This is a genomic window from Leisingera aquimarina DSM 24565 (assembly GCF_000473165.1).
In the GTDB taxonomy this organism is placed as follows: domain Bacteria; phylum Pseudomonadota; class Alphaproteobacteria; order Rhodobacterales; family Rhodobacteraceae; genus Leisingera; species Leisingera aquimarina.
In genome coordinates this window covers 4151047-4166232 of the sequence record NZ_KI421504.1, presented here as the reverse complement: position 1 = coordinate 4166232, position 15186 = coordinate 4151047, and the positions used below count along the sequence as shown (strand labels likewise).

11 protein-coding genes and 1 pseudogene are annotated in these 15186 nt (G+C 63.1%); 8 read left to right on the top strand and 4 right to left on the bottom strand.

Annotated elements, in window-relative coordinates:
• Positions 1-2: 2 nt before the first annotated feature.
• Together AQUI_RS0124910 and AQUI_RS0124905 are read right to left on the bottom strand one after the other, a co-directional pair.
• Positions 3-1079 (bottom strand): ABC transporter ATP-binding protein, encoded by a 1077-nt coding sequence (locus AQUI_RS0124910; RefSeq protein ID WP_027259956.1) that lies wholly within the window; start codon positions 1077-1079, stop codon positions 3-5.
• 168 nt (positions 1080-1247) lie between these two features.
• Positions 1248-2981, bottom strand: coding sequence for an ABC transporter substrate-binding protein (locus tag AQUI_RS0124905; RefSeq protein WP_027259955.1), 1734 nt, complete (start codon positions 2979-2981; stop codon positions 1248-1250).
• A gap of 277 nt (positions 2982-3258) precedes the next feature.
• Here AQUI_RS0124905 and AQUI_RS0124900 point away from each other — a divergent pair, with 277 nt between their 5' ends.
• On the top strand, positions 3259-4377 hold the full coding sequence (locus AQUI_RS0124900; protein WP_027259954.1) for a THUMP domain-containing class I SAM-dependent RNA methyltransferase: 1119 nt from the start codon (positions 3259-3261) through the stop codon (positions 4375-4377).
• Between the two features lie 71 nt (positions 4378-4448).
• Here AQUI_RS0124900 and AQUI_RS29505 read toward each other — a convergent pair whose 3' ends face one another.
• Entirely contained in the window at positions 4449-5783 is a 1335-nt protein-coding gene (locus AQUI_RS29505) for a hypothetical protein (RefSeq protein WP_027259953.1), read from the bottom strand.
• A 362-nt stretch (positions 5784-6145) separates the two neighbouring features.
• Here AQUI_RS29505 and AQUI_RS0124890 point away from each other — a divergent pair, with 362 nt between their 5' ends.
• Positions 6146-7159, top strand: coding sequence for a hypothetical protein (locus tag AQUI_RS0124890; protein ID WP_027259952.1), 1014 nt, complete (start codon positions 6146-6148; stop codon positions 7157-7159).
• 91 nt (positions 7160-7250) lie between these two features.
• Positions 7251-8051, top strand: a complete 801-nt coding sequence (locus AQUI_RS0124885) for a TIGR03084 family metal-binding protein (protein WP_027259951.1) — start codon at positions 7251-7253, stop codon at positions 8049-8051.
• Between the two features lie 201 nt (positions 8052-8252).
• Here AQUI_RS0124885 and AQUI_RS0124880 read toward each other — a convergent pair whose 3' ends face one another.
• Entirely contained in the window at positions 8253-9095 is an 843-nt protein-coding gene (locus AQUI_RS0124880; RefSeq protein ID WP_027259950.1) for a 2-dehydro-3-deoxygalactonokinase, read from the bottom strand.
• Between the two features lie 361 nt (positions 9096-9456).
• On the opposite strand from AQUI_RS0124880, the gene AQUI_RS29500 reads away from it, so the two are divergent.
• The 5 genes and pseudogenes from AQUI_RS29500 to AQUI_RS0124845 all read left to right on the top strand — a co-directional run bounded on the left by AQUI_RS29500 (position 9457) and on the right by AQUI_RS0124845 (position 15186).
• Positions 9457-10473 carry an AraC family transcriptional regulator gene (locus tag AQUI_RS29500; RefSeq protein ID WP_051371978.1) on the top strand — a complete coding sequence of 339 codons (1017 nt, stop codon included), beginning with the start codon at positions 9457-9459 and terminating at the stop codon, positions 10471-10473.
• 123 nt (positions 10474-10596) lie between these two features.
• Positions 10597-11621: pseudogene (locus tag AQUI_RS30340) on the top strand (IS5 family transposase).
• Positions 11622-12024: 403 nt separating this feature from the next.
• Positions 12025-12792: a sugar transferase gene (locus AQUI_RS0124855; RefSeq protein WP_084294511.1), complete on the top strand. Its 768-nt coding sequence runs from the start codon at positions 12025-12027 to the stop codon at positions 12790-12792.
• A 150-nt stretch (positions 12793-12942) separates the two neighbouring features.
• Positions 12943-13803 (top strand): CpsD/CapB family tyrosine-protein kinase, encoded by an 861-nt coding sequence (locus AQUI_RS0124850; protein WP_245596967.1) that lies wholly within the window; start codon positions 12943-12945, stop codon positions 13801-13803.
• 132 nt (positions 13804-13935) lie between these two features.
• Positions 13936-15186, top strand: a complete 1251-nt coding sequence (locus AQUI_RS0124845; RefSeq protein WP_027259946.1) for a GumC domain-containing protein — start codon at positions 13936-13938, stop codon at positions 15184-15186.

Genomic DNA, 15186 nt, shown 5'->3' with positions numbered 1-15186 from the left:
CCTCACGCCGCGCGGCTGCCGTCAGGGGCAAAGAAGTATGCCTGCGCGGGGTCCATGTAAAAGTCGTGCGCCTCACCCACGCGGTAGGGGTGAACGCCGTGGGCCAGCGATACCCAGCTGCCAGTATCCGTTCCTGTGCCCATATCGAAATGGGCTGAGCTTTCAGAGCCGGAAAGTTCGGTTACCTGCACCTGTCCCGACAGCTGCACCTGGGCGCCGTTTTTCGCCACAGGCAGCACATGGTGCGGACGGATGGCGATGGTGTAGGTGCCGTCTGTCAGACCGGCAGCGTCGCCGCTCAGCTCCCAGGTGACGCCAGTGCCCAGGCGGGCCATGCTGCCCTGCTTGGTAATCTCGGCGGTGTTTATCGGCGGGTCTGAGAACACCCGCGCCGCATCGACATTGCCGGGGTTGCGGTAGATCTCGGCGGTGGGGCCGAACTGGGTGACGCGGCCGTCACGCATCAGCGCGGTCTTGCCACCCAAGAGCAGCGCCTCTTCCGGTTCGGAGGTTGCGTAGACCACCACCGCGCCGCGCCCTGCAAACAGCTCGGGCAGTTGGTCGCGCAGCTCCTCGCGCAGTTTGTAGTCGAGGTTCGCCAGCGGCTCATCCAGGAACACCGCGCGGCTTTCCTTGGCAATCGCACGGGCCAGCGCGCAGCGCTGCTGCTGGCCGCCGGACAGCTCATGCGGGCGGCGGTGCAGCATTGGTTTCAGCTGCAGGATATCTGCGGCTTCCTCAACCCGGCCGGCGATTTCCGACTTGGCCATCCCGGCCACTTTCAGCGGCGATGCGATGTTCTCGTACACCGTCATATGCGGGTAGTTGATGAAGAACTGATGCACCAGGCTGATGTTGCGTTTCTGGGTGCTGAGACGGCTGACATCCTCGCCGTCCATGATCACCTGGCCGCTGGCCATCGGGTCGAGGCCCGCCATCAGTTTGATCAGTGAGGTCTTGCCGGAGCCGGTGGCGCCGAGAAGGACGTTGAAGTGACCGGGTTCCAGCACCAGCGAGGTGTCCTTGATGTGCTGAATAGCGCCGACGCGCTTGGTCACACCCTTAAGTTCGAGTGCCATCTTGCTTTGACTTTCTGGCAGGCGGCCTGTTTGCGCCCAGGTGCATGCGGGGGGGCGGGGGCGCGCAGTCTTTTGGGGAAGAAGGCCCCGAAGACGGGAAAGTGTCTCCGGGGCCCTGCAAAGCCCGGCCAATTGATGGGGATCGTTGGCCGGACCGGGAGGAGAAGTTTACTCAGTCGCCCAGCGGGCTACCAGCTCGTCATAGTTGACGGTCTGGCCTGCGGGCTTCTCGTTCTCCAGCGGGGGCTTGGCGCCGCCATTGGCGTACCACCACTCCGCGTCCTTTTCTTCGTTCAGGCGCGGGCCGCAGCCGCCATAGACGCTGGCCTGCTCGTCCGCACGTTGCATCCGGGCCATGGTGATGTCCATTTCCTCGGCCAGACGGTTCATCGCTTCCTGCGGGGTGAAGGCGCCCGAGTTAACGTCACCGATCTGCTGCCACCAGATCTGGGCCAGCTTCGGATAGTCAGGCACGTTAACGCCGGTCGGCGACCATGCCACACGGTCGGGCGAGCGGTAGAACTCGACCAGGCCGCCCAGCTTGGGGGCACGCTCGGTGAAGCTTTCGTGGTTGATCGAGCTGTCGCGGATGAAGGTCAGACCCACATGCGATTTCTTCACGTCCACGGTTTTCGACACCACGAACTGGGCATAAAGCCAAGCTGCCTGCGCGCGGTCGACGGGCGTGGACTTCAGGAAAGTCCAGGACCCCACGTCCTGATAACCGACCTTCTGGCCTTCTTCCCAGTAGGGGCCATGCGGCGAGGGGGCCATCCGCCACAGGGGCGTGCCGCTCTCGTCTACGGTGTTGTTGCCTTCGGACTGCGGTTTTACCATATCGGCGGTGAACGCAGTGTACCAGAAGATCTGCTGCGCCACGTTGCCCTGTGCCAGTGCCGGCAGCGACTGGTAGAAGTCATAAGACGCAGCACCCGGAGGCGCGTATTTGCGCAGCCACTCGTCCCACTTGCGAATCGCATAGACAGCAGCCGGGCCGTTGGCAGCACCGCCGCGGCTGACGCTGGCGCCCTGCGGGTTGCAGGTGCCGGCTTCCATGCGGATGCCCCATTCGTCGATCGGCACTCCGTTCGGCTCACCCTTCGATCCCGCGCCGGCCATCGACAGCCAAGCATCGGTCATCCGCCAGCCCAGGTCCGGCGCGCGTTTGCCGTAATCCATGTGGCCATAGATCGCGGTGCCGTCGATTTCCTTCACCTGCGTGCTGAAGAACTCGGCGATGTCCTCATAGGCGGACCAGTTGACCGGCACACCCAGGTCATAGCCGTATTTTTCCTTGAACGCGGCCTGCAGGTCTTCGCGGTCGAACCAGTCCTTGCGGAACCAGTAGAGGTTCGCAAACTGCTGGTCGGGCATCTGGTACAGATCGCCATCCGGGCCGGTAGTGAACTGGGTTCCCATGAAGTCGCCCAGGTCCAGACCGGGGTTGGTCACGTCCTTGAAGTCGCCTGCCATCATGTCGGTCAGGTTATAGGCCAGCTGCAGACGCGAATGGGTGCCGATCAGGTCGGAATCATTGACATAGGCGTCATAGAGGTTCCGCTTGGTCTGCATCTGAGTTTGCACGGCCTGAACCACTTCGCCCTCGCCGAGGATCTGGTGGTTCACCTTGATGCCGGTGATTTCCTCAAAGGCTTTGGTCAGCACTTCGGATTCATACGAATGCGTTGGAATGCCTTCCGACAGCACGTTGATTTCCATGCCGCTGAACGGCTGGGCTGCCTGAATGAACCACTGCATCTCAGACAGCTGTTCATCCTTGGTCAGCACCGACGGCTGGAATTCTTCATCAATCCATTTTTTGGCCGCCATTTCGTCGGCATAGCCATTTGATCCGGCAACCATCGCGCAAACGGCAGCTGCGGACAAAAGATACTTACGCATCTTTTCCTCCCTGAAAGTCGCTTAAGGCCAGTTGTGCATGCACTGCACCTGACTGCTATAGAGCTTTCATAGGTTGGAATATGTTGTCAAACTAATTTTTTAGTAATGCATATGCGTCTGTTTTTAATTGGAAATTATTACTCTCCGCGGCCGGAATTGATGCGCGGAAAGCATGCCGCATTGCAGCATCAACGGTTGTGGCGCCACGGTACTTTCCGCTTATGCGGTTGCGGAAAAAACAGTCGCCGCGCGCAGGCTTTGCAGCTAAGGAGGCGGCATGACGCAAGAAAGCACATTCGAGATTTTCCTGACCGCAGCGCCGGGACTGGAACAGGCGCTGCTGGCCGAGGCCAAGGAACTGGGCTTTGCCGCCCCCAAGGCGGTTCCGGGCGGGGTCACGGTGCAGGGGGGCTGGCCCGAGGTCTGGCGCGCTAACCTGTCGGTGCGCGGCGCCGCCCGTGTGCTGGCCCGGATCGGCGAATTCCGCGCCTTCCATTTGGCCCAGCTCGACAAACGCGCGCGCAAGTTTCCCTGGGGCGACGTGCTGCGCCCGGATGTGCCGGTGAAGGTGGAGGTCGCCACCAACAAGAAGTCCAAAATCTACCACGCCGGCGCTGCTGCCCAGCGGGTGGAAAAAGCAATTTCCGAAACCCTCGGCACGCCTGTCGCCAAAGACGCGGAGGTGACGGTCAAGCTGCGGATCGAGGACAACCTCTGCGTCTTCAGTGTCGATACCTCGGGTGAGGGGCTGCACAAGCGCGGCCATAAATCTGCTGTCGGCAAAGCCCCGATGCGCGAAAACCTTGCGGCCATGTTCTTGCGGGAATGCGGCTATACCGGGGATGAGCCGGTGGTGGACCCGATGTGCGGTTCCGGCACCTTTGTGATCGAGGCGGCAGAGATCGCCAAAGGCCTGATGCCTGGCCGCAGCCGCAGCTTTGCGTTCGAAAAGCTGGCCACGTTTGACGTCGGCGCCTGGTCCGCGCTGAAGCAGCAAGGTGAAGCTAGCGAGACAGATCTGTTTTTCCACGGCTCCGACCGCAATGAAGGCGCGGTTGAAATGGCCGCGGCCAATGCGGGCCGCGCCAGCGTGGCGGATTGCACCCGGTTTCTGCAGGCGGCAGTCAGTGATCTGCAACGCCCGGACGGCCCGCCCGGCCTGGTCATCGTCAACCCGCCTTATGGTGCGCGGATCGGCAACAAAAAGCTGCTGTTTGCCCTTTATGGCGCATTGGGACAGGTGCTGAAGGAACGGTTCTCCGGCTGGCGTGTGGGCATTGTCACCTCGGAAACCGGGCTGGCCAAGGCGACCAATCTGCCGTTTCTGCCCTTTGGCGCCCCGGTCGCGCATGGCGGCTTGAAAATCCGCCTGTTCAAGACGGATCCGCTGCCCTGATAATGTTTTAAACGTCAAGAGGGCGCCCTGCTGCGCCCTCTTGCTGGATGTGCGGCACAGGTCAGGCCGGTTCAAGCGATCTCATAAAGATCTTCCGCACCGCCCTCGGTTCCGTTGCCGGGCATGGTGCCGCCCACCGGCTGGTTCATCAGCGCCATGACATCCTCGGTGCCGGCCTCGGTGCCGTTGCCCTGGAACTGGCCGGTCAGGTTGGCGTCATACCAGTTGCTCAGTCCGTCACCGGTCACCCCGCCATTGGCATAGGATGCACCGCTGCTGGCCGCCGCCGCCGGATCGTACCCGCCCTCCAGCACCTGCTGCGAGCCGTCCGGGTTGCTGACTACCAGCGACATGCTGCTAAGGTCGATATCCTCCAGCGTCAGCCCGGCGTCGGACCACAGGGTAAAGTTGGCATTGTTGACGGTGCCGTCGGTGCTGTCCGGCGTCTGGCCGAATTGCACCATGCCGTCAAAATTGCCGGGCACGGTAGTGCCGGTGTCCAGCGCATTGACTGCGTTGGCATTGGCCGCATGGCCTGTGACCGGCAGCGCGTTTTCATCCGGGAAGAAATTCAGCCCGTCGACGCTGGCGTCATCCGCCATGTTGAAGAACAGCCCGTCGATATCGGCAACTTCGCCATTCCAGGACGTCGGCTCCATCTTGATGAACAGCTGCCCCTGCGGGGTCTGCAGCACCTCGACAGAGACTCTGGGGTCGCCATTGCCGCCGATCTCAAAGGTGACAGAGGTTTTGCCGGTATCGCCACCGCCATCTCCGGTGCCCTTGGTTCCGCCAGTTCCCTTAGTCCCGCTGCTCCCTTTGGTGCCGCCTGTGCCCGAGCCGCCTGTTCCCGAACCACCAGTGCCCGAACCGCCCGTGCCAGTGCCCTTTGTGCCGGAGCCGCATCCATGCGTGCCACCGGAACCTCCGGTGCCGCCAGATCCACCGCTTCCATGGCCGTTCCAATCGTCTTCTTCACGGTGCCACCAGTGTTTCTTGCCGTGGTGGCCCTTGCCGCCCCAGCCCTTGGTTCCACCGCAGCCTTTGGTGCCGCCGGAGCCTTTTGTGCCATCGGACCCTTTGGAGCCGCCGGAGCCTTTTGTGCCATCGGACCCGTTGGAGCCGCCGGAGCCTTTGGTGCCACCGGACCCATTGGAGCCGCCAGAACCCTTAGTCCCACCGGATCCCTTGGTGCTTCCGGTTCCGTCCTGGTCCTTGTCTTGCCACCAGGCTTTGCTGTCCTTGCCTTTCCAGCCATAGCGGTCAGAGAGGTTGCTGTTGTACCAGCGTCCGAAATGCCCGCCTTGCACGCCGCCGTTGTAATAGCTGTTGCCGCCGCAAGCCTGCTTGCCGCCCCAGGACGCATTCCCGCGCCCCCAGCCATATGAAGAATGTCCCCGGCCCATGTTTTTCTACCCCCAGAAGAATCTTGAATCACAGTGGCGCTGCAGCTTTTCGCGAGCTGCAAACGCGGATTGAATGAGAGTAGGGAAACCGGCAGGAGAGGCCAAACTTACGCCGCATTTTAGTCAATATTTCAAAGAACGGGGTGGCGCGCGGAAACAAACAGCCTGATGGGGGCGCCATTGTTTTAATCTCGCCGCTAATTGACCCGTGCGGGCCAGCCGCCGCCGTCCGAATCGGCCATCCAAGCACGGGAATTGCCCAAATCTGTCCCGAAAAGCGCCGCCTTTTGCTGCCAGGGTGTTAACTCTCAAAGGGGAATCCGCACCGGTTTCGGGCGGCAGGCTGGAAAAGGGTGCCAGGGATGGCTGATGGCAGATTTGACAACCGCTCTGCATATATCACGGGGGCGGCCTGGGAAGTTCTGGGCGAGGAGCCGCAGGATATCTCGGCGCCGGGCGGGAAGTCGCGGTCCTCCTTGCGGCTGCATTTCAAGGACCGCACCGTGATCGCCACCCTGCGCGCCAATTTCCGCCGCACCCATCTGGAGGCCTTCGTGCTTGAGCAGCTGGCCCCCCATTGCGATGACATTCCGCAGGTGCTGGGTGTTCACAACGATGTGCTGTTCCAATCAGACACCGGTCAGACCCGGCTCAGCGAAGAGATCATCGAACATGAGCCGGGCGACCAGCTGGAACTGGCGGCAGAGGCCTGCGCCGCAATCTTCCGCATCCAGGCAGCAGCCCGCAAAACGGACCTGCACAGCGTCCTGCCGCATCTTGGCGCCAACCGCAGCTGGATCCGCAATTTTGTAAGCTCAGTCGGGGCACTGGAAGCCTTTTCCATGGGCATCCCCGATTCATTCGACTATCCGGCAGTGGCCGAATTCATGGAACAGCCCGGAGTTCAGTTTCTGAAATGGGACTGCCGTGCAGGCAATGCCGCGATCGGGGACGACGGGTTCGTGCGCTGGTTTGATTTCGAATATGCGGGCCTGCGCCACGGGGCCGAGGATTTCGCCTGGCTGATCGGCGACGAGACCTGGCCGGTCGCGCCTGACAAGATGGCCGATGTGATGATCGAGACTTTTGACCCAGGCTGCGGCCATGAGATCGGCGCGTATTTGGAGTATCTTTCGGCCTACACCGCCTTGCATTGCATCCAGCGGCTGGAGCTGATTCGGAAAGAGGTCAAGAGCCGCGGCTGGCTCAGCCAGGAGCGGGTGCGCAAGTATGATGACGCCGGCGTGCATCCGGAGTTCGCCGCGCAGCTGTGCCGCACCGGCGCCTATTATGCCGCGCAGTCCAAGCTTACCGCGCCGCTCTGCCGCAACTTCGAGGCTGCCGGGCGCGCATTCCGGTCAATGTCCGGGGTCTGAACGCCTTTCTTCCGTTTGTGACGTGTAGTCCAGGGTTCTGGCCTGATGGCCCTGCCGCTAGTCTGCCGCTGAACGCAACCGGGGAACAGACATGCAGCAGGCCGAAGATTTCCGTGCCGAAAGCCGCGCATTGGCGGCCATTCTGGAGGATCTGCCAGAGGCGGGCTTCCACCGCGCGACCCAGTTCAAGGGGTGGACCATTGATCATGTGTTGGGGCATCTGCATCTGTTCAACGCCGCGGCGGAGGCGGCGTTGCAGGGAGACGAGGCCTTTGCCGCCTTTATCGCTCCGGTGCTGCGGGACATGCAGGAGGGAAAGCCCATCCTGAACTGTCAATTTCCCTGGCTGAACGGCCTGTCGGGCCGGGCGCTGTTTGAAGTCTGGCGGCTCGGGGCGGAGACTTGTGCCGATGCGTTTGCCAAGGCGGATCCCAAACAGCGGTTGAAATGGATCGGGCCGGACATGAGCGCGCTCAGTTCGGTCACTGCCCGGCAGATGGAGACCTGGGCGCATGGACAGGAGGTGTTTGACCTGCTGGGGCGGGAGCGGCAAGAGCAGGACCGCATCCGCAACATCGCGCATCTGGGGGTGGCAACCTACGGCTGGAGTTTCCGCAACCGCGGGCTGGAGGTGCCGGAGCCTGCGCCGTTTGTGCAACTGACCGGGCCGTCCGGGGCGGTCTGGGACTGGAACGCGCCGCAGGAAACGGGATTTGTCAAAGGCACGGCGGTGGAGTTTGCCCGGGTGGTCACGCAGGTGCGCAGTCTTGCCGACACCGGTCTGCAGCTGTCAGGCGAGGCCGCCGCCAGCTGGATGCGCATCGCCCAGTGTTTTGCGGGCCCGCCGGAAACTCCGCCCGGCAAGGGAAACCGTTATAAGGCAGAAACTTGAATAGTCCCGGTAGCCGCGGCGCGCTCCCGCCCGGCTCCGGCCTTCCTGACGGAAAGCCTGTGCCCGTTGGGCGTGGCACAGCCGGCACATCTGCAGGCGCGGGAGGGCTTCGGTGTGTCTTGGAACTTCCGGGTTTTCTGCCTTGATGAAACAGTCTTGGACGCTGACTGCCGCGGCGGCGAAGGCTGGCAGGCGGTACATTTAACCTGGCCAGGCGCCGATCAGCCCTTGCAGCGTCATGCGGCCAGGGTCCGCCAAGGTGACCGGCAGCGCTTGCGCACCCAAAGCCGCGGTATAGAAAGCCTGCAGAGACGGATCGGCAATCAGGGTCAGGTTCTGGCCCAGCCAGTAAGGCCGGGCAGCTGCCAGTTCGGCTCCCAGAAGATGGCCCCAGATCTGCGCCCGCGCAGCTTCATCAGGCATCTGCCTCAGCGCCGCTGCCGCCTGAACCGAAGCCAGCCGCGCCGCCAGCTGCTCGGGTTTGGCAATGCCGTCTGCCACCGCCTCTGCCAATACTGCCCTGTCCCAGGCTCCTGCCGCCTCCAGCGCCATGCCCTGTATCGAAACTTGTGCCAGTTGAGCGGTCAGAGCACTTTGAAAACTGACAGCTTCGCGCGCGCTCACCTGCACCCAATGGGTCACCATGCCCGGCAGGCAGATGACCCCGTCCCAATCCGGGTTCAGCCGCAAGAAGCCGCTGACAGCAGCCACGGGGCCCTGCATCAGCCCGCAGGGTGCGGCCTGGCTCAGCCCTGGCAGGACATGAACCGGCATGCCGTCTAACACCGTTTTGGCCACATGCAGCTCCGCCGGCCGCACCGGTGCCGGATGCGGCGCCGCCAGGGCAGTGCCGCCCAGCAGCACCGGGCGCGGCGTGCCGCCCAGGACCTGCCGCAACGCTGCCGCCAGCGCAGGCGGGTGGCTGTCCTGCAGGCGCAGCACTTGGGCCGGCCCCGCTTTGCTGCCGGCCATTTCCCAGGCCGAAAGCGTGTCTCCGTCCAGATTTGCGGCCAGCCAGCCGGTGCCGTTGCGGGGAGACTGCATGATGCCCTCACTTCCTGTGCCATTGCGTTGCCGGGCTTATGGCGCTGATTCTCTGTTCCGGCAAGCGGGCACCCCGCCCGCCGGTATCGGCCTGAATACCCGTATGGCGAAGGTGCTATCCGCAAGTATACGCGCCATAGGCTAACGCGCCCGGGATTTATGCAAAAGACAGGGTGTCCAGCTCTGCGCCCGGTCCGCAAAATCCATTAGTGTTAAGGCATCGTCGGCCTTGCACTCTGTCAATCCCGTACAGCCCCGGCCAGGGGCGGCGGTGCGAATCGCGGGAACCGGAAGCCCGGTGGCTTGTGCCGCGCCGGACACAGGCGGCGCACGCGTAATAGTGACAGGAGGTACTGCCAAGATGTCCGCCACTCCGGCACCGCATAATGCCATTTTTGCCCAGCTGGCCGCGCGCCATCTTCTGGCCCGCGACTATACGCCTGCGGCAGTTTTTGCCGGAACCGGTTTTGGCCAGGCGCTGCTGAACCAGGAAGATCCCGCAGCGCCTTTTGCCGCAATTGCGGGTTTTTTCGAACGGGCGGCGGAACTGACCGGCGACCCCTTATTCGGATTCCGCCTCGGCAGTGCAACGGATCTGCGCCAGGCCGGGCTCTTGGGCTACATCGCGCGGAGTTCGCCGACTGCCGGCTGCTTTTTGCGCAACATCGCGCGTTATGCCGGCGTCATGAGCGATGTCTGGGAATTGGATACATCCCGCCTTGCCTCGCACGGCGAGTTCACCTGGACGTGCAGGGCGGAGCCTGGTTTGCAAGCACATCAGTATATCGAATTTCTGGCAGCGGTGTTCTTTGCTGCCCTTCGTGATGGAACTGAAGCCCGGATTGAACCGCAAAAGGCAGCCTTCAGCCATCAGCGCAACGGCGGAAGGGATGAAGTCTCGGCATTCTACGGCTGCCTGGTGGAGTTCGGCGCCCCGGCCAGCCGGTTTGTCTTCAGACCGGAAGATCTGGAGCTGCCGCTGACCAGCGCCGACCGTGTTCTGCTGCGCGTGCTGCGGTCCTATGGGGATCAGCTTCTGGATGGGCAGGCGCGGGGCCGCAAAAACACAGGTCTTGCAGCACAGGTCGAAGACGCAGTTTCTGCGCGGTTGTCCAGCGGATCGGCCACGCTTGGCGCTGTGGCAGCGGATCTGGGGATGAGCCCGCGGACTCTGTCGCGCAAACTGGCGCAATCGGGGACCAGCTACTTCACCATTCTTGAGGACCTGCGCAAGGCGCTGGCAATACGTTATCTGCGGGAAAGCGGCCTGGCCTTGGCCGAAATCGCCTTTCTCCTAGGTTACTCCGGGCTGAATAGTTTCAGCGACGCCTTCCGGCGCTGGACAGGCCAAAGCCCGGGGCAGTTCCGGGGTAAATAACCCGGCCTGTGGCGCCGCAGATCCTCGGTTTCCCAAACCGGTATCTCACTCCCATGTGGCGTTGTTGCAGAACTCTGACTTCTGAGGATTCACATCAGGAATCCATGCGCTTGCACGGTCCGCATGAGCAAACCATCCCCTCCCGCGATCGCACAACGAACTGGTCCAGCCACAACGCTGCGTTGCGCAAGCGGGGCTCACTGCTGATCTGGGTGGACAAGGACATGACTTGGCGCGCGCCGCAGGAATGCCGCCCGGGCCCCCCTGCGGTCTTTTCCGACGCGGCGATCCAGTTCTGCCTGTCGATCAAAGCGCTGTTCAAGCTGCTCTTGCGGCAGACCGCCGGGATGGCGTCGAACCTGCTCCGGCTGGCAGGTCCGGATTGGCCCGTGCCCGGCTCCTCCACCCTCTGCCGCAGGCAGAAGACACTGGCGGTGCAGATCCCGTATCGCCGCATGGACGGCCCGCTCAACCTGCTGGTCCCCTCTCGGGGCATCACTCTGTGATGCCCTGCCGGGCAATGGACAGCACCGGGATCAAGTTGCTTGGGGATGGCGAATGGCAGGCCCGCAAGCACGGGGTGCAGGGCCGCCGCCAATCCCTGCCCGGCAGTTGATTGCAAAGCAATCAATGAGAGGGGCGCAAGGTGCATCTGGCCATGGACACGGCGACCTCCGGCATGCGCGCTGTGGAATTCACTCCAAGCCGCGACGGCGACAGTCCTGTGCTGCCGGCCTGTGCTGCCGGACCTGCTCGGTCAGATCCCCGAGGCCGAGCAGATCGGCACCGTGACCGCTGACCGGGCATATGACACGCGCCGCTGCCACACCGCCATCATCGGCCGGCAAGCCACCCCGGTCATCCCGATCCGCAAGAACGGGCGCGCGCGGAAAGAGGATTGCCCGGCTGCGCGGGTCCGCGACGAGACACTGCGTGCCACCCGCCACTACGGCCGGGCGTTCTGGAAGCGCTGGACCGGATACCACGCCCGAAGCCGCATCGAAGCCAAGATGCGCCGCCTCAAGGCTTTCGGCGAGCCCATCGCCGCAAGAGACCCCGAGCGCCAGGCCGCCGAGATCCACATTCGCATCGCTCTTATGAACCGCTGCAACGCGCTCGGCACCGACGAGACCGTCCGCGTGGCATGAAGTCAGTGGGGAAAGGGGAAGTCACACCTCACGTGTGAGTTCTGCAACAATGCCCCCTCCGTGTAAACAATGACTTGCCAAAAGCGTGAATTGTCTCCGGCCAATCTGTATTTAAATGGGGTTTTAGGGATTTTTCAGCCGTTTTTCATATTTTGCGCCGAATTTCTAAAAATTGCTTTAAATAGGACGGGCTGCAGAAAGGTGCAGCACAGAACTGCCGCCGGGGAATTGGGCGGTTTCCAAAAATGAGGCGGGCGCGTGGGGGCGTGCCCGGTTCTCAATCTGAAAATCAGTAATGGCATTGCGCGGTCAAAGATTTGCGGAATGCGGGGTTGAGTTTGAGCGGCCGCCTGTTGAGGCGGCGGTCCAGCAGGATTTGAGGCTGGAGAGCGGGGGTTCTTAAATGAAAGATATGGTTCCCGGAGGGGCGGGGCTGTCTTTTATGCAGGCTGAAATCGAACGGCAGCGGCCAGCAATGACCGCGCGTCCGATGCAAACAGCCAACATAAATGCGGCTTTGAAGGGCATCGCGCAGGCGGGACGGTCCAGGCGGAATTCAGGCGGGGCCTATGCAGCAGCCGGCAAGCGGGGGCTGGATCTGCTGTTGGTGTTTCTAAGCCTGCCGTTGGTGCTGCCGCTGATTGCGCTGTGTGCGGCAGCGCTTTGGCTGGAGGGCGGCCGGCCTTTTTACACACAGGTCCGCCTGGGCCGCGGCGGGCAGGTTTTCCGTATCTTGAAGCTGCGCACCATGGTGCGTGATGCAGACCGGCTGCTGCAGTATTATCTTGAGACCAGCCCGGCGCTGCGGCAGGAATGGGACGAGACCCAAAAGCTGAAGAACGACCCGCGTATCACAGGGGTTGGCCGTTTTCTGCGCGCGGCCTCGCTGGACGAGCTGCCGCAGCTGTGGAACGTGGTCGTTGGCGACATGAGCCTGGTCGGCCCGCGCCCGATGATGCCAGAACAGCTGTCGCTGTACGGTGATGCCAGCGCTTATAACGAGCTGCGCCCGGGCATCACTGGCATCTGGCAGGTTTCGGTCCGCAATGAAGCCGGCTTTGCCAGCCGCATGCGCGCAGATACCGAGTACCGGCGCAACCTGTCGCTGGGCCGGGATCTGGGGCTGATCTGGCGGACGGCGGGCGTGGTGCTGAAAGGGACGGGATATTAATCATTGCCTGATCCGCTGCAGGCCTCAGCCCGAGTGCCCGCTGCAGCCCGGTCAGCCATTGCGGGGAACGCGGTTGTGAAGCATTTTGCACTATCAGGGGCATGTGCTGCCGGTCCGGCAGCCAGCCCGCAGGAGGGAGAACAGAACGGCATGAGCGAGCAGGGCTTCAGACGGTTCCGCCGCCGCAGCGCTCCTGCGGATGCCATGCCTTTTGCTGCTGACGATGGTGGCCGCCAGCCTTCAGCGGCGCCTCTCGCGGCCACTGCCTCTGCTGCTGCGGCGCCTGCACAATTGCCCGCTACCCTGCCAGAATCCTGGGACAGGATCCGCCAAGTGCCATTTGACGCTGCAGCACAGGTTCAGGCGCGTCTGCCTCTGGTCAGCCGGTTCCGCGCAGATCCTGCGGCCAAGTCTTTTGACCTTCTGCGCACCCGGCTGTTGCACACGCTGAAGGCCCGCGGCTGGAAACGGGTAGCGGTTACGGCGCCCGTTGCCGGGTGCGGCACCACCTTTACGGCGGTGAACCTGGCGCTGAGCCTGGCGCGGGTGCCGGACAGCCGCACGGTGCTGATGGATATGAACTTCCGCCGCCCCGGTGCCGCGCAGGCCTTGGGAATGACCGCGCCAGGGGAACTGGCGGGCTTTTTGTCCGGCCAGGTGCAAATGGAGGATCAGCTGCTGCGCCCGCTGCCGTCGCTGGCAGTCGGGCTGAACAGCGCCGCGGATCAAGATGCCGCCGAAATCCTGCATGGCCGCAGCTGTGCCGGGGTGCTGGAAGACATGATGCTGCGCTTGGGCGCCGATACCGCTCTGTTCGACCTGCCGCCGGTGCTGGAGCATGACGACACTGCCGCCCTCCTGCCGCAGGTGGATGGGGTGCTGCTGATTGCGGACGGCACCCGCACCACTGCCGCCCAATTGGCCGCCTGCGAGAAGATGCTGGTGGGCCATACGCAAATGCTGGGTGTGGTTTTGAACCGGGCACGCAAGACGGACAGCCCGCTGAACTGACGGCCAGGGCAGCCGGGGGTCATAGTTTTGCCCGGTTGCTGTGGTCAAAATCCGGGCAACGGCGGCCGGAGGGCTGCCCGAAGGCATGGATGGTAACCGGCTGGCAAGCACCGGCCGCTAGAGAGCAGACAGATGGGCCCGATTTATTCGCTTGGCGATTTCCTGGACATGGTGCGGCGCAGGCTGTTCACCATCGCTTGCGTCTTTATTCTGGGCTGCTTGCTGTCGCTTTGGTTTGCCGCCCGGCAGCAGCATGAATTTGAAACCGCTGAAGTGCTGCAGATCACCCAGCCGCAGATTGCCGGTGATCTGGCCAAGTCAACGGTCGAAGGCTCCTCTGCCCGCCGGATGCAGCTGATCGAACAACGGCTGATGGCGCGCGGCACGGTGCTGGAAATCATAGAAAAATTCGACCTGTACGCAGATATGGGCGCGCTGACCCCCTTGCAGAAGGTGGCACTGCTGCGGGACTCGGTCCGCATCACCGGCGTCGCCGCTGCCCGCGAAGGCTTTGCCGATGACGGCACCATTTCGGTGCTGACTATCTCCGCCCGGATGCCCGCCGCCGTGCAGGCGCAGCAGGTCGCCAGCGAATTCGGCCGCCGCACCATCGAACTCAGCGTTGCCACCCGCATTGACCAGGCCCGCGAAACCCTCAGCTTCTTTGCCGAAAAGGAGGCCGCACTTGCGGATCAGGTTGCGGCCCTGGAAGACGAAATCGCGGCCTACCGGAATGAAAATGACGTGACCTTGCCCGGCACCATCGAATTCCGCAGGGCCGAGATCGCCACGATGAACGAGGGCCTGCTGGAGATCGCCCGCGAACGCATCGAAATCCGTCGCGGCGCTGACCAGGCCCAGGCCACGGAACGCCCTGCCACTGCCCGCCGATTGCTGGCGGAGGCTGAACAGCAGCTGGCCACGCTGAACGCCCAGGAGCAGCTATTGTCCCAGCGCAAGAGGGGGCTGGAAGCCTCCTTGCAAACCACTCCTGAGGTTGAACGCCGGCTGGGCGCTTATGACCGCCGCCTGGAGCAGGCGCAGGGGGAACTGGCGCAAATGACTGCCCGTCTTAACGAAGCCGAGGTCGGCTTTCGCCTGGAAACCGGCCGCAAGGCCGAGCGGCTGACGGTGATCGAACCCGCACCGCTGCCGGACTTTCCTGTAACTGGTGCCCGCAAGACCAAGGCCCTTCTGGGCGCCGCGGCCAGTGTCATCGCGGCGCTTCTGGCGGCTTTCCTGCAAGAGCTGCGCCACCCGGTTTTGCGCACTGCCGCGCAGATGGAGCGGGAAACCGGGTTGATGCCAGTGGTCTCAATTCCGGTAATGGACGTCCGGCGGCCCCAACGCGGGCTGTTCAGACTGTTCAGGCGCGGAGGCTGA

Bases quoted from the DNA above. Each gene is read 5' to 3' on its own strand.
- AQUI_RS0124910 (WP_027259956.1), bottom strand. From the start codon at position 1,079: ATGGCACTCGAACTTAAGGGTGTGACCAAGCGCGTCGGCGCTATTCAG.
- AQUI_RS0124905 (WP_027259955.1), bottom strand. From the start codon at position 2,981: ATGCGTAAGTATCTTTTGTCCGCAGCTGCCGTTTGCGCGATGGTTGCC.
- AQUI_RS0124900 (WP_027259954.1), top strand. From the start codon at position 3,259: ATGACGCAAGAAAGCACATTCGAGATTTTCCTGACCGCAGCGCCGGGA.
- AQUI_RS29505 (WP_027259953.1), bottom strand. From the start codon at position 5,783: ATGGGCCGGGGACATTCTTCATATGGCTGGGGGCGCGGGAATGCGTCC.
- AQUI_RS0124890 (WP_027259952.1), top strand. From the start codon at position 6,146: ATGGCTGATGGCAGATTTGACAACCGCTCTGCATATATCACGGGGGCG.
- AQUI_RS0124885 (WP_027259951.1), top strand. From the start codon at position 7,251: ATGCAGCAGGCCGAAGATTTCCGTGCCGAAAGCCGCGCATTGGCGGCC.
- AQUI_RS0124880 (WP_027259950.1), bottom strand. From the start codon at position 9,095: ATGCAGTCTCCCCGCAACGGCACCGGCTGGCTGGCCGCAAATCTGGAC.
- AQUI_RS29500 (WP_051371978.1), top strand. From the start codon at position 9,457: ATGTCCGCCACTCCGGCACCGCATAATGCCATTTTTGCCCAGCTGGCC.
- AQUI_RS0124855 (WP_084294511.1), top strand. From the start codon at position 12,025: ATGAAAGATATGGTTCCCGGAGGGGCGGGGCTGTCTTTTATGCAGGCT.
- AQUI_RS0124850 (WP_245596967.1), top strand. From the start codon at position 12,943: ATGAGCGAGCAGGGCTTCAGACGGTTCCGCCGCCGCAGCGCTCCTGCG.
- AQUI_RS0124845 (WP_027259946.1), top strand. From the start codon at position 13,936: ATGGGCCCGATTTATTCGCTTGGCGATTTCCTGGACATGGTGCGGCGC.